General features: G+C 63.2%; 12 protein-coding genes. 6 read left to right on the top strand and 6 right to left on the bottom strand.

All coding sequences use genetic code 11. The annotated features are described in order from the left end of the window. Positions 1-117 precede the first annotated feature (117 nt). The 5 genes from GN234_RS27880 to GN234_RS27860 form a co-directional block, all read right to left on the bottom strand. On the bottom strand, positions 118-1,434 hold the full coding sequence (locus GN234_RS27880) for a Na+/H+ antiporter family protein (RefSeq protein WP_176689646.1): 1,317 nt from the start codon (positions 1,432-1,434) through the stop codon (positions 118-120). 274 nt (positions 1,435-1,708) lie between these two features. Next, positions 1,709-3,022 carry a sensor histidine kinase gene (locus GN234_RS27875; protein WP_176689378.1) on the bottom strand — a complete coding sequence of 438 codons (1,314 nt, stop codon included), beginning with the start codon at positions 3,020-3,022 and terminating at the stop codon, positions 1,709-1,711. Beyond that, positions 3,019-3,687 carry a response regulator transcription factor gene (locus tag GN234_RS27870; protein ID WP_109754581.1) on the bottom strand — a complete coding sequence of 223 codons (669 nt, stop codon included), beginning with the start codon at positions 3,685-3,687 and terminating at the stop codon, positions 3,019-3,021. Before GN234_RS27870 ends, GN234_RS27875 begins: the two co-directional genes overlap by 4 nt. Beyond that, the gene (locus GN234_RS27865) at positions 3,687-3,998 is read right to left on the bottom strand and encodes a PepSY domain-containing protein (protein ID WP_109754580.1); all 312 of its coding nucleotides are present in this window, start codon (positions 3,996-3,998) and stop codon (positions 3,687-3,689) included. The genes GN234_RS27870 and GN234_RS27865 overlap by 1 nt, the downstream gene beginning before the upstream one ends. Next, on the bottom strand, positions 3,998-4,306 hold the full coding sequence (locus GN234_RS27860) for a PepSY domain-containing protein (RefSeq protein ID WP_109754579.1): 309 nt from the start codon (positions 4,304-4,306) through the stop codon (positions 3,998-4,000). The genes GN234_RS27865 and GN234_RS27860 overlap by 1 nt, the downstream gene beginning before the upstream one ends. 245 nt (positions 4,307-4,551) lie before the next feature. Between GN234_RS27860 and GN234_RS27855 the strand changes: the two genes are divergently transcribed. The 5 genes from GN234_RS27855 to codA all read left to right on the top strand — a co-directional run bounded on the left by GN234_RS27855 (position 4,552) and on the right by codA (position 9,941). After that, positions 4,552-5,631: a patatin-like phospholipase family protein gene (locus tag GN234_RS27855; protein WP_176689377.1), complete on the top strand. Its 1,080-nt coding sequence runs from the start codon at positions 4,552-4,554 to the stop codon at positions 5,629-5,631. 83 nt (positions 5,632-5,714) lie between these two features. Continuing rightward, entirely contained in the window at positions 5,715-6,071 is a 357-nt protein-coding gene (gene queD, locus GN234_RS27850; RefSeq protein WP_025212792.1) for a 6-carboxytetrahydropterin synthase QueD, read from the top strand. A 256-nt stretch (positions 6,072-6,327) separates the two neighbouring features. Continuing rightward, positions 6,328-7,143: an alpha/beta fold hydrolase gene (locus GN234_RS27845; RefSeq protein ID WP_163857686.1), complete on the top strand. Its 816-nt coding sequence runs from the start codon at positions 6,328-6,330 to the stop codon at positions 7,141-7,143. 266 nt (positions 7,144-7,409) lie between these two features. Next, the gene (gene codB / locus GN234_RS27840) at positions 7,410-8,681 is read left to right on the top strand and encodes a cytosine permease (protein WP_116833057.1); all 1,272 of its coding nucleotides are present in this window, start codon (positions 7,410-7,412) and stop codon (positions 8,679-8,681) included. 12 nt (positions 8,682-8,693) lie between these two features. Beyond that, the gene (gene codA / locus GN234_RS27835) at positions 8,694-9,941 is read left to right on the top strand and encodes a cytosine deaminase (protein WP_116833058.1); all 1,248 of its coding nucleotides are present in this window, start codon (positions 8,694-8,696) and stop codon (positions 9,939-9,941) included. Positions 9,942-10,135: 194 nt separating this feature from the next. On the opposite strand, the gene GN234_RS27830 is transcribed toward codA, so the two are convergent. Next, positions 10,136-11,128 carry a diaminopimelate epimerase gene (locus tag GN234_RS27830; RefSeq protein WP_163857680.1) on the bottom strand — a complete coding sequence of 331 codons (993 nt, stop codon included), beginning with the start codon at positions 11,126-11,128 and terminating at the stop codon, positions 10,136-10,138. Positions 11,129-11,298: 170 nt separating this feature from the next. On the opposite strand from GN234_RS27830, the gene GN234_RS27825 reads away from it, so the two are divergent. Then, entirely contained in the window at positions 11,299-12,450 is a 1,152-nt protein-coding gene (locus GN234_RS27825) for an MFS transporter (protein ID WP_109754573.1), read from the top strand. Positions 12,451-12,457: the final 7 nt, after the last annotated feature.

Below are 12,457 nucleotides of genomic sequence, written 5' to 3'. Positions count from 1 at the left end.
GCCCCATCGCGAGCAGGCTCGCTCCCACATTGGATTGAGGTGTTCACAGATGTTGTGTCCACTGCAAGTCCCCTGTGGGAGCGAGCCTGCTCGCGATGCAGGCAACGCCGTCTCGGATTACAACACCATCGCCGCCACCCAGCCAAACACCAGCAACGGCAGGTTGTAGTGGATGAAGGTCGGGACCACGGTGTCCCAGATGTGATGGTGCTGGCCGTCGATGTTCAGGCCGGAGGTCGGGCCCAGGGTCGAGTCCGAGGCGGGCGAACCGGCATCGCCCAGGGCGCCGGCGGTGCCGACGATGCAGACGATCGCCAGCGGGCTGAAGCCCAGTTGCAGGCACAGCGGCACGAAAATCGTCGCCAGGATCGGCACCGTGGAAAACGACGAGCCGATGCCCATGGTCACCAGCAGCCCCACCAACAACATCATCAGCGCACCGATGCCCTTGTTGTGGCCGATCCAGGCCGCCGAGGTTTCCACCAGGCTCTGGACTTCACCGGTGGCCTTCATCACTTCGGCGAACCCCGAGGCGGCGATCATGATGAAGCCAATCATCGCCATCATTTTCATGCCTTCGGTGAACAGGTCGTCGGTTTCGCGCCAGCGCACCACTCCCGAGAGCGAGAAAATCAGGAACCCGACCAGGGCGCCGATGATCATCGAGTCCACCAGTAGCTGCACCGCGAACGCCGCCGCCACCGCAAACCCGGCCACCATCAGGCTCAGCGGGTTGTAGCGCACGGCCACTTGCTCGACCCGGGCAATTTTCTTCAGGTCGTAGACGCGTTTCTTGCGGTAGGAGAACAACGACAACAGCAAGCCGAACACCATGCCCAGCGCCGGAATGCCCATGGCGTGGGTAACGTTGATGCCGCTGACGTCCACGCCGCTGCGGGCGATGTTGGCCAGCAGGATTTCGTTGAGGAAGATATTGCCGAAGCCCACCGGCAGGAACATGTAGGGCGTGATCAGGCCGAAGGTCATGACGCAGGCGATCAACCGGCGGTCCAACTGCAACTTGGTCAGCACATAGAGAAGTGGCGGCACCAGCAGCGGGATGAAGGCAATATGGATCGGCAAAATGTTCTGGGAGGCGACCGCGACCGTTCCCAGCAGACCGATCAGGACCCACTTGACGCCCGAGCCGCCAGCGGCGTCCTGGCGATCCACAAGGGCCAGGGCCTTGTCGGCCAAGGCATGGGCCATGCCGGACTTGGCAATCGCCACGGCGAAGGCTCCGAGCAAGGCATAGGACAACGCCACCGTCGCACCGCCACCCAGGCCGGCATTGAACGCCTTGAGCGTCGCCTCGATCCCCAGGCCGCCTGTCAGGCCACCCACCAACGCGCCGATAATCAGCGCGATCACCACATGCACGCGGGACAGGCTGAGTACCAGCATGACGCCTACCGCAGCAATTACTGCATTTATCATCGTTACCTCAAAGCACAGCGATGGAAAGCCACCGGACAAAAAAGGTCGCGACTTTGCAGCAAGCGGCGGCAAGCTGCAAGGGCCGTGGGGCGGGTTTTCACAAGGTTTGCAATCACCACAGACCAATGTGGGAGCGAGCCTGCTCGCGATAGCGGTCTGCCAGTCGACATTGATGTGGCTGACCCAACGCCATCGCGAGCAGGCTCGCTCCCACAGGGGGCCAAGCCAGACAGAGAATCTATGGCACGGCTATAAAGGGTTAGCGCAGACATCAGCGCTTGGGCAATTCGATCACCACCTTCAACCCACCCCATTCACTGTCGTCCAACGCCAGCAGGCCGCCCCAGGTGTCGACGATGTCCCGCACGATGCCCAGGCCCAGGCCGTGTCCATCGGTCTGTTCGTCCAGCCGCGTGCCCCGGCTGAACACCTGGTCGCGGCGGTCCTTGGGGATGCCCGGGCCGTCGTCCTCCACGGCCAGGCTGAAGCCCTCGGCTGTTTCGGTCATGGTCAGGCGTACCTCGGCGTCGGCCCATTTGCAGGCGTTGTCCAGCAGGTTGCCGAGCAATTCCAGCAGGTCCTCACGGTCCCAGGGCAAGTGCAGGCCTGGCGGGGCGACATAGCTCAGGTGCAGGTGTTCGCCGTGGATCATGTTCAACGTGGCCAGCAATCCTGGCAGTTCGGCGTCGCAGTCCAGATGCGCGCCGGGCAAGGCATCGCCGGACAGGCGGGCGCGGTTGAGTTCGCGGTTCAAGCGCTGCCGGACCTGCTCCAATTGCTCGAGCAACAGCTTGCGCAACTCGGGATACGGGTCGAGCTTTTCGTTCGAAGCCAGGCTTTGCAGCACTGCCAGCGGGGTTTTCAAGGCATGGCCGAGGTTGCCCAGGGCGTTGCGTGAACGCTTGAGGCTGTCTTCGGTGTGGGCCAGCAGATGGTTGATTTGTGTCACCAGCGGCTCCAGCTCCCGTGGCACCTGTTCGTCGAGTTGCGAACGCTGCCCGCGCTGCAACTGGGCAATCTGCTCCCGGGCCCGGTCCAGCGGACGCAAGGCGCGGCGCACGGTGATGCGTTGCAGCAACAGGATCAGCAGCAGCCCCGCCAACCCGAGCCCGAGGCTAACCTGCTGCATCCTTCGGAAACTGTCACGCACCGGCGTGTAGTCCTGGGCCACGCTGATGGAAATCGCCTGGCCGAGCCGCCGATAGTCGGTACGCAGCACCAGCAGCTTCTGGCCCTCGGGGCCCAGTTGCAGGTTGCTGTGCAGGCCCGGGTGGTCGAGCCGGGGCAATTCCTGGTCCCACAGGGAACGGGAGCGCCAGTGCACATCGGCAAAATCGATGCGGAAATAATGTCCGGAAAAAGGTCGCTGATAGGCCGGCGACAAACGTCGCTCATCCAATTGCAAACCCTGCGGGCCGCGCACCAGGGCCACCAGCAGGTTCTCGCTGTCGTTGCGCAGGCCCGCTTCCAGATAACGCTGCAAGCCCAGTTCGAACAGCCACAGGCTGGTCTGCGCCAGCACCAGGCCGACCACCACCATCACACCGATCAGGCCCAGGCTCAGGCGTCGCTGGATGGATCTCACTGCGCCTGCCCGCCGAACAGGTAGCCCTGGCCGCGACGGGTTTCGATGACGCTGCGTCCCAGCTTGCGTCGCAGGTGATTGACGTGGACTTCCAGCACGTTGGAGTCGCGCTCGGTCTCACCGTCGTACAGGTGTTCGGCAAGATGACTTTTGGAAAGGATCTGCTCGGGATGCAGCATGAAATAGCGCAACAGGCGAAACTCGGCGGCCGTGAGCTGGATGTCGGTGCCGTCGCGGACCACGCATTGTCGCCCTTCATCCAGGTGCAGCCCGGCCGACTTCAGCGTCGGCTGGTTGACCTGACCATGGGAACGGCGCAGCAACGCCTGGATCCGCAAGTGCAGTTCTTCGGGGTGAAAAGGTTTGGTCAAGTAATCGTCGGCACCGGCCTTGAGGCCTTCGATGCGCTCGGCCCAGGACCCGCGGGCAGTGAGGATCAGCACCGGTGTGGCCAGGCCGCCGGCGCGCCACTGGGCCAGTACCTCCAGCCCCGGCACACCCGGCAGGCCAAGGTCGAGGATAATCAGGTCGTAGGGCTCACTGCTGCCCTGGTACACCGCATCGCGACCATCGGCGAGCCAATCGACGGCATAGCCCTGTCGTGTCAGCCCCGCCATCAATTCGTCCGCCAGGGGCACGTGATCTTCCACCAGAAGCAGGCGCATCAGTCTTCCTTATCTTTGAGTAAGCGGCCGGTCGCGGCCTCCAGGTCCAACTCGCGCACGACGCCGTCGGTGTCCAGCAACTCGACCTCATAAATATAGACGCCGTGTTTCTCCTCCAACTCGGCTTCCAGAAGTTTGGCGCCGGGATGCAGGTCCAGCGCCTGTTGCAACAATTGCTCCAGCGGCAGGATCACGCCTTGCTGGCGCAGTTGCAGGGCCTCGTCCTGGTCCAGGTCCCGGGCTACGGCCAGCGAACAAAACGCCAACAGCGCCAGCGCCCATCGACTATGGGCGCGCAGATTAAGCTTCATTACGTATCCTGATGATTCTTGAGTACCTCGCCGTTGGTGGCGTCCAATTCCAGGTCCCACTCAATGCCCTTCGTATCGCGCAGATCCACCTGGTAAATGTACCTGCCGTACTCCTCTTCCAGTTCGGTATCGGTCAAGGTGGCGCCAGGGTGTTTGGCCAGGGCAATGGCGTCGAGTTTTTCAGTGGACAGAATGGTACCAGCGTCTCGCAGTTTGCGGGCTTCGTCGTTGTTGAGGTCTCGTGCGTGAGCCAGGCCAGCGCCGAGGGCCATGAGGGTCGCGATGAAAAAGGCAGTCAGGCGGTTCATGGATTGTCTCCTTTTTATAATCTTTGCCGGGGGACTGTATCGGGGTGAACTTAACTGAAACTGAATGGCCATCATGGAACCCACATCAATAGTGTGTGGGAGCGAGCTTGCTCGCGATAGCGCCAGCTCAGTCACATCAATATCAACTGACAGACCGCCATCGTCGGAACGCCGCCCGGAACAAGCTCGCTCCCACAGGGTTTTGTGTCGCTATAATTGTCCGCTTGTTTGCATTCGAGGCCGGTATGACCGCCATCCACATCAAGTTCCCCGCCCTTACCCTCAAGGCCGGCCCCCGTGCCTTCGGGCGGATTCGCCAGGCCGGCCTGAACGCCGCCGACGTCGGCATCCTGCCGGGCGCCGCCGGTGGTCCCAAGGCCTTGGGTATCCAGGGACTGGACCTGGCGCTGTTCGACCAATGGCTGCCCGCCGCGCCGCGGGAACGCTCGCTGATCGGCGCCTCGGTGGGCGCCTGGCGCTTCGCCAGTGCCTGCCTGCCAGACGCCGCCGAAGGAATCCGGCGCCTGGGCACCCTGTACAACGAACAAAGCTTCGCCAAAGGCGTGACCATGGCCGGGGTCAGCCAGAGCTCGCAGCGCATGCTCGATGACTTGCTCGAAGGGCGCGACACTTCGATCCTCGATAACCCGCGATACCGGCTCAATATCATGGTGGTCAAGAGCCACGGCCTGCTCGCCCAGGATCATCGCGGCCGGCTGGGCCTGGGGTTGTCATCGGTGATCGCCGACAACCTGCGAGGCCGTGCGCGGCTGTCGCGGCATTTCGAACGGTTGATCATCCATGACCCGCGCCTGGCCCCGCCCCTGCATCCGTTGAATGACTTTCCGTCGCGCTTCGTGCCCCTGGCCGCTGGCAACCTGCGCCAGGCCCTGCTGGCCTCGGGCTCGATCCCGATGATCATGGAGGGCGTGCGCGACCTGCCGGGCGCCGGTGCCGGCACCTACCGCGATGGCGGCTTGCTGGACTACCACCTCGACCTGCCGTACAGCGGCGAGGACATCGTGCTGTATCCGCACTTCACCGACCGGGTCATCCCCGGCTGGTTCGACAAGGGCCTGCCGTGGCGCCGGGGCAACGTCGACCGCCTGCAGGACGTGCTGTTGCTGGCACCATCCCGGGAATACCTGGCGCGCCTGCCCTACGGCAAACTGCCGGACCGCAACGACTTCAAGCGCTTCATGGGCGATGACCCGAGCCGCCGCAAATATTGGCGCACGGCAATGGACGAGAGCCGCCGGCTCGGTGACGAGTTTCTTGAACTGGCAGCCAACGGTGGCCTGGGCGAGCGTTTGCTGACCCTTTAGTCAGCACGCTCGCGCAACGCCGTTATCAAACTGATAAACTCCGCCGCCTGCCTCGCGACCGCTATCTAAAAGAGCCCGAACCTGTGGAAATCTTCAAAGAGTTTACTTTCGAATCCGCCCACCGCCTGCCCCACGTACCAGAGGGCCACAAGTGCGGCCGCCTTCACGGTCACTCGTTCAAGGTGGCGATCCACCTGAGCGGCGACATTGACCCGCATACCGGCTGGATTCGCGATTTCTCGGAGATCAAGGCGATCTTCAAGCCGCTCTACGAGCGCCTGGACCACAACTACCTCAACGACATCCCTGGCCTGGAAAACCCCACCAGCGAAGTCCTGGCCAAGTGGATCTGGAATGAATTGAAGCCGTTGCTGCCGGAACTCAGCGCCATCCGCATCCATGAGACCTGCACCAGCGGTTGCATCTATCACGGCGAATAGGGACAGGTGCTGCTTCCTGGCTCGGGAGCCTTTTGTGGCAAAGGAGCTTCTGTGGCGAGGGAGCTTGCTCCCGCTGGGCTGCGAAGCAGCCCCAAAAGCAGCGACTCGATTCAACCTGATACACCGCAACCTCAGGTTTGAGGGCCGCTTCGCGGCCCAGCGGGAGCAAGCTCCCTCGCCACAATCGGTGTTTCCCCGTCCCGCCAGCATTGGCCTATGCTTGATCCCCTGAGCCATTTTCAGGGGAGTATCGATCATGACCCACTGGCCGCTGGATCAGACCTACGACTTCAACGGACACCCCATCCGCTACGCCATCCACGGCGACGGCCCGCCGCTGGTGTTTGTCCACGGCACGCCCTTCTCTTCCTACGTGTGGCACCGGATCGCTCCGCTGTTCTTCACCACCCACAGGGTGCATTACTTCGACCTGCTGGGTTATGGCCAGTCAGCGCAACCCGATGCCGATGTGTCCCTCGGCGTGCAAAATCAACTGCTCGCGCAATTGCTGGAGCACTGGGGCCTGGATTGCCCGGACGTGGTGGCCCATGACTTTGGCGGTGCCACGGCCCTGCGCACGCACCTGCTCAATGGCAAGGACTACCGCAGCCTGACCCTGATCGATCCGGTGGCGCTGTCGCCCTGGGGTTCGCCTTTTGTTCAACACGTACGCCAGCATGAAACAGCCTTCAACGGCCTGCCCGACTACATTCAGCGGGCCATCGTGCCGGCCTATATCCGCGGCGCGATCAAGCGCGCTATTCCGGACGCAGAACTGGCGCCTTATGTACAACCGTGGCTTGGCGAGCCGGGCCAGGCGGCGTTCTACCGGCAGATTGCGCAGATGGACGAGCGTTATACCCGCGAGGTCGAGGGCCTGTACCCAAACGTGCGCTGCCCGACCCAGATACTGTGGGGCGAGGATGACCAGTGGATCCCCATCGAGCGTGGCCGGGCCTTGCACAAACTAATTCCGGGCGCGCAGTTGCACCCGGTTCCGAACGCCGGGCACCTGGTCCAGGAAGACGCGCCGCAGGACATCGCCGTGGCGGTGTTGCGCTTTTTGACCTGAACCTGTGGGAGCGAGCCTGCTCGCGATAGCGATGTACCAGTTGACTTCGATGTGGCTGATCCGACGCTATCGCGAGCAGGCTCGCTCCCACAGGGGACTTTCATGAACAATGAGATCTGTGTTCCAACTTGAATCACCACCGCACCGCTTTCGCCCTCCTTCGCCCACCCAATCTCCAGGATTGTCTATAAATAACCTCGCGATCACTCGTTTGGCACGGCCGCTGCACGCTTGCGATATTCCCCTCATCCGCAAGGACCGCCCCCATGACTCAGAACGATCCAGGCAACGACTACCCCTTGAGCGAAGTTCCGATGCATGCCCGCAAGGGCCTGGCCTCCACGGCCATGGTGCTGCTGGGCTTCACCTTTTTCACCGCGACGATGTTTGCCGGTGGCAAGCTGGGCGTGGCGTTCGGTTTTGCCGAGATGCTCACGGTGATTGTGATTGGCAACCTGCTGCTGGGCCTGTATGCGGCAGGCCTGGGCTACATTGCCTTCAAGAGCGGGCTCAATTCGGTGTTGATGGGGCGTTTCTGTTTCGGCGAGGTGGGTAGCAAGCTCAGTGACCTGATCCTGGGCTTCACCCAGATCGGCTGGTACGCCTGGGGCACGGCGACGGCGGCGGTGGTGCTGGGCAAGTACTTCGAGTTGGGCCAGGGCACCGTGTTGTGGTTGATGGTGCTGTTCGGCATGGGGTTCTGTGCCACGGCCTATGTCGGTTATCGCGGGCTGGAAATCCTCTCGTACCTCGCCGTGCCAGCCATGATGTTGCTGCTAATGCTGTCAATGTGGGTCGCGACGGTGAAGGTCGGCGGCTTCGAGGGTTTGCTGGCGGTGGTGCCGACGGGCAGCCTCGACTGGTCCACCGCCATCACACTGGTGTTCGGCACCTTCGTCAGCGGCGCGACCCAGGCGACCAACTGGACGCGGTTCTCCCGCTCGGCGAAGGTCGCGGTGCTGGCGAGCCTGATCGGCTTCTTCCTCGGCAATGGCCTGATGGTGCTGATCGGCGCCTACGGGGCCATCGTCTATCAACAGCCGGACGTGGTCGAAGTGCTGCTGTTGCAGGGCTTCGCCATGGCAGCGATGGCGATGCTGCTGCTCAACATCTGGAGCACCCAGGACAACACCATCTACAACTTCGCCGTGGCCGGTTGCAACCTGCTGCGCACCCGCCGGCGCAAAACCGTGACCCTCGGCGGCGCGGTGATCGGCACGCTGCTGGCCCTGCTGGGCATGTACGACATGCTGGTGCCCTACCTGATTCTGCTGGGCACGGTGATCCCGCCCATTGGCGGGGTGATCATGGCCGATTTCTTCTTCCGCTGGCGCGGTCGTTATCCACGCCTGGCCGAAGCGCAGTTGCCGGCGTTCAATTGGCCCGGGCTGTTGGCCTATGGGGTCGGCACCGTCGCCGCGTTCAATTCGCCATGGGTCGCGCCGCTGGTAGGAATCGCTGCCGGCGCGCTAACGTATGTGCTATTGATCGGCGCAATGGGTACTCGCACCGCTGACGCACCCCTACAAGACTTATAAAGGACTCGCCTGATGCACATCATCAACGCCCGCCTGCGCAACCGCGAAGGCTTGCATGAACTGCACCTGGAAAACGGCCTGATTGCCAACATCGCCCGCCAGACCGAGGCCCCCAGCCTCGGCCCGGACGACCTCGACGCCGGCGGCAACCTGGTGGTCCCGCCTTTCGTCGAACCGCACATTCACCTAGACGCGACCCTCACCGCCGGCGAGCCGCGCTGGAACATGAGCGGCACGCTGTTCGAAGGCATCGAGTGCTGGGGCGAACGCAAGGCCACCATCACCCAGGAAGACACCAGCACCCGCGCCAAGAAAACCATCCAGGCCCTGGCCGCCCATGGCATCCAGCATGTACGCACCCACGTCGACGTGACCGATCCCGAACTCACGGCCCTCAAGGCGATGCTGCAAGTGCGCGAGGAAAGTCGCCACCTGATCGACATGCAGATCGTCGCGTTTCCCCAGGAAGGCATCGAGTCCTATCGCAACGGCCGCGAGCTGATGGAAGAAGCGATCCGCATGGGCGCCGACGTGGTGGGCGGCATTCCGCATTTCGAGTACACCCGCGACCAGGGCGTCAGCTCGGTGAAGTTCCTGATGGACCTGGCCGAACGCACCGGCTGCCTGGTGGATGTGCATTGCGACGAAACCGACGACCCACACTCGCGCTTTCTCGAAGTGCTCGCCGAAGAAGCCCGCAGTCGCGACATGGGTGCGCGGGTCACGGCCAGCCACACCACGGCCATGGGCTCCTACGACAATGCCTACTGCGCCAAGCTGTTCCGCCTGCTCGGGCATTCGGGCATCAGCTTCGTCTCTTGCCCCACCGAGAGCATTCACCTGCAAGGGCGCTTCGATACCTTCCCCAAACGCCGCGGCGTCACCCGAGTCAATGAACTGCTCGAAGCCGGGATGAACGTGTGCTTCGGCCAGGATTCCATCGTCGACCCGTGGTACCCGCTGGGCAACGGCAACATCCTGCGGGTCCTCGAAGCCGGGTTGCACATCTGCCACATGCTCGGTTACCGCAACCTGCAAAGCGCCCTCGACCTGGTCACCGACAACAGCGCCAAGGCCATGGCCCTAGGCGAGCGCTACGGGCTGGAACCGGGGCGGCCGGCGAACCTGCTGATCCTGTCGGCGGACAGTGACTACGAAGTAATCCGCAGTCAGGGCTTGCCGCTGTACTCGATCCGCAACGGTGAAGTGCTGATGAAGCGGCAGATGCCGGTGGTGGAGTTCGCGCAGCCGTTGGGCTGATGCACCTCGTTGTGAGAGTGAGCTTGGTGTCCATCAGTTGATATTGAGGTCACTGACCTGCCGCTATCGCGAGCAGGCTCGCTCCCACAGAGGGTTTGTGTCGTACACAAATTCGTGCCCGCTGAAGCTCAAAATTGTGGGAGCGAGCCTGCTCGCGATGGCGTCATTAGCCGCACTGCGGAACTCCAGATTTTCTAGGACACAAGCTGCGCCGTACCAAACAACCTGACCCGAACCAGCTCACCAGCCTCTTCTTCCAACAAAATCGGCGCTGTCCCACCGGGCATCACCACCCTCACCGGCCCCGCCTGCACCCAACCCACCCGCCACGCAGCACTGGCCACCGCGCTGGCGCTGGTGCCCGAGGACGCAGTGGGGCCTTCGCCCCGCTCGAATACCCGGGCAACGATCCGCCCTTCGGCCTCGCGCCAGGCCCATTGCAGATTCACCCCCGCCGGGCACGGAACCCCTGCGCCAGCGGGCGGCGCATAAGCGATGCGGGTCAGGCTTTGCGACAACTGCGATGCACGCATTTGCGCGTTGCTCGGCAGCGCCTCGGCCCCTTCCACCAGGGTCACGCAATGCGGATTGCCAATGTTCACGAATTGACTGTTGCCCCATGCCGGGTTCAACCCATGGAGCACCGCCACCCGACTGACCTCACGCTGATTGAACACCACGCGCTCCACGCTTTGGGCAGCGACGGCCTGAGGTCCAAACAGGGGTTTTCCCAAGTCCAGCCAGAAGCCCTGCACACCCTCGAACTCAGCTGACCGCACCGACGTGTGCAGAGGCGACAAGCCCTGGTGTTTGTCATGGTGCACCTGCAACAAGCAATCCCCCTCGCCCGGCATCAAGCCGTGCTCTTTCAGCGCCTGGGAGAAAATCGTCAAGCCGTTGCCGCTGCGCTCGGCCAGGGTGCCGTCAGTGTTGACGATCAAAACGTCAAAGGGTGGTTCGCTCTGGAACGGGCCGATCAACAGCCCATCGCTGCGGTGGTCCTTGGCATCCGGCGGTGCTTCACCCGGCGACCAACTGCAGAAGGCATGCACGGCAGCCAAGGCCCAGGACTCGCGCCGCTGTGCAGCGAGGGCGGCCGACGGCGGCAGGTCGATACCGTGGTCACGCACCTGTCGCGGGGAAACGACGCCATAAATATTGCCGCGTGCATCATAAAACTGCGTCATGGACCAGACCCGAAATCAGCCAGCAAGGGCCGGTACTTTATGCTGGCACAGGCTGCGGGAGCAAAGCCTGCGCTTTGATCGGCACCTTGGGGTCGCGGTGCGGTCAGTGGATATGCAAGCATAGGCCCCCTGCCCGCACCAGCGCACCACACGCAAGCCAAGGACGATTCATGACTGCCATCACTCCTCCGCCAACCTTTGTTCCCGGACGCCTGGAACAGATGTCCACCCGCATCGCCTATCTCATCGCCGGCATCGGCATCGCCGCCTGGGCACCACTGGTGCCATACGCCAAGGTGCGGGCAAACCTGGACGAAGGCACCCTCGGTTTGCTGTTGCTGTGCCTCGGGGTGGGATCGATCCTGGCGATGCCGATTGCCGGTGCGCTGGCCGCGCGGTTCGGCTGCCGGCGAGTGCTCAGCGGGGGCACGCTCCTGATCTGCCTGGCGTTGCCGTTGCTGGCGACGATGACCTCCCTGCCCTGGTTGGTGGCGGCATTGTTCCTGTTTGGCGCCGGCCTCGGCACCGTGGACTCGACCGTGAACCTGCAAGCGGTAATCGTCGAGCGGGCCAGTGGCAAGACCATGATGTCGGGCTTCCACGGCATGTTCAGCCTCGGCGGGATCATTGGCGCGGCCGGTGTGAGCGCCCTGCTCGGCCTGGGGCTTTCGCCGCTGGGGGCGACGCTGGTGGTCAACGCGGTGCTGCTGGTGGCATTGTTCAAGGCTGCGCCGCACCTGTTGCCTTATGGCAGTGAAAGCTCGGGCCCGGCGTTTGCAATTCCCCACGGAGTGGTGCTGTTCATTGGCATCCTGTGCTTCATCGTATTCCTCGCCGAAGGCGCGGTGCTGGATTGGAGCGCCGTGTTCCTGACCAGCGAACGCGCGGTGGATACCGCCTATGCCGGGCTGGGTTATGCCGCCTTCGCGCTGACCATGACCGTCGGCCGACTGACCGGCGACTCGGTGGTGCATCGCCTGGGCGCCAAACGCGTGATCATCTATGGCGGATCGATCGCGGCAGCCGGGTTCCTGCTGGCAACCCTCGCACCGATGTGGCAAGCCGCGCTACTGGGCTATGCGTTGGTGGGCGCCGGGTGCTCGAACATCGTCCCGGTGCTGTACACCGCCGTCGGCAAACAGACCCTGATGCCAGAGGCCATCGCCGTACCGGCCATCACCACCATCGGCTATGCCGGCATCCTTGCCGGCCCGGCGCTGATCGGCTTCGTCGCCCATGGCAGCAGCTTGAGCTTTGCCTTTGGGCTGATTGCGCTGTCGCTGGTGGCGGTGGCGGCCAGTGGGAAAGTGTTGAAGGTCTGAGGCCTAC

The sequence above is a fragment of the Pseudomonas bijieensis genome (assembly GCF_013347965.1).
GTDB lineage: Bacteria > Pseudomonadota > Gammaproteobacteria > Pseudomonadales > Pseudomonadaceae > Aquipseudomonas > Aquipseudomonas bijieensis.
Note: the sequence above shows the minus strand (reverse complement) of the source record. Positions and strands in the feature narration are given on the sequence as shown.

Coding starts and splice junctions, on each gene's coding strand:
- GN234_RS27865 (WP_109754580.1), bottom strand. CDS start 3,998: ATGAAGCTTAATCTGCGCGCCCATAGTCGATGGGCGCTGGCGCTGTTG.
- GN234_RS27855 (WP_176689377.1), top strand. CDS start 4,552: ATGACCGCCATCCACATCAAGTTCCCCGCCCTTACCCTCAAGGCCGGC.
- GN234_RS27845 (WP_163857686.1), top strand. CDS start 6,328: ATGACCCACTGGCCGCTGGATCAGACCTACGACTTCAACGGACACCCC.
- GN234_RS27825 (WP_109754573.1), top strand. CDS start 11,299: ATGACTGCCATCACTCCTCCGCCAACCTTTGTTCCCGGACGCCTGGAA.
- codA (WP_116833058.1), top strand. CDS start 8,694: ATGCACATCATCAACGCCCGCCTGCGCAACCGCGAAGGCTTGCATGAA.
- codB (WP_116833057.1), top strand. CDS start 7,410: ATGACTCAGAACGATCCAGGCAACGACTACCCCTTGAGCGAAGTTCCG.
- GN234_RS27860 (WP_109754579.1), bottom strand. CDS start 4,306: ATGAACCGCCTGACTGCCTTTTTCATCGCGACCCTCATGGCCCTCGGC.
- GN234_RS27830 (WP_163857680.1), bottom strand. CDS start 11,128: ATGACGCAGTTTTATGATGCACGCGGCAATATTTATGGCGTCGTTTCC.
- GN234_RS27870 (WP_109754581.1), bottom strand. CDS start 3,687: ATGCGCCTGCTTCTGGTGGAAGATCACGTGCCCCTGGCGGACGAATTG.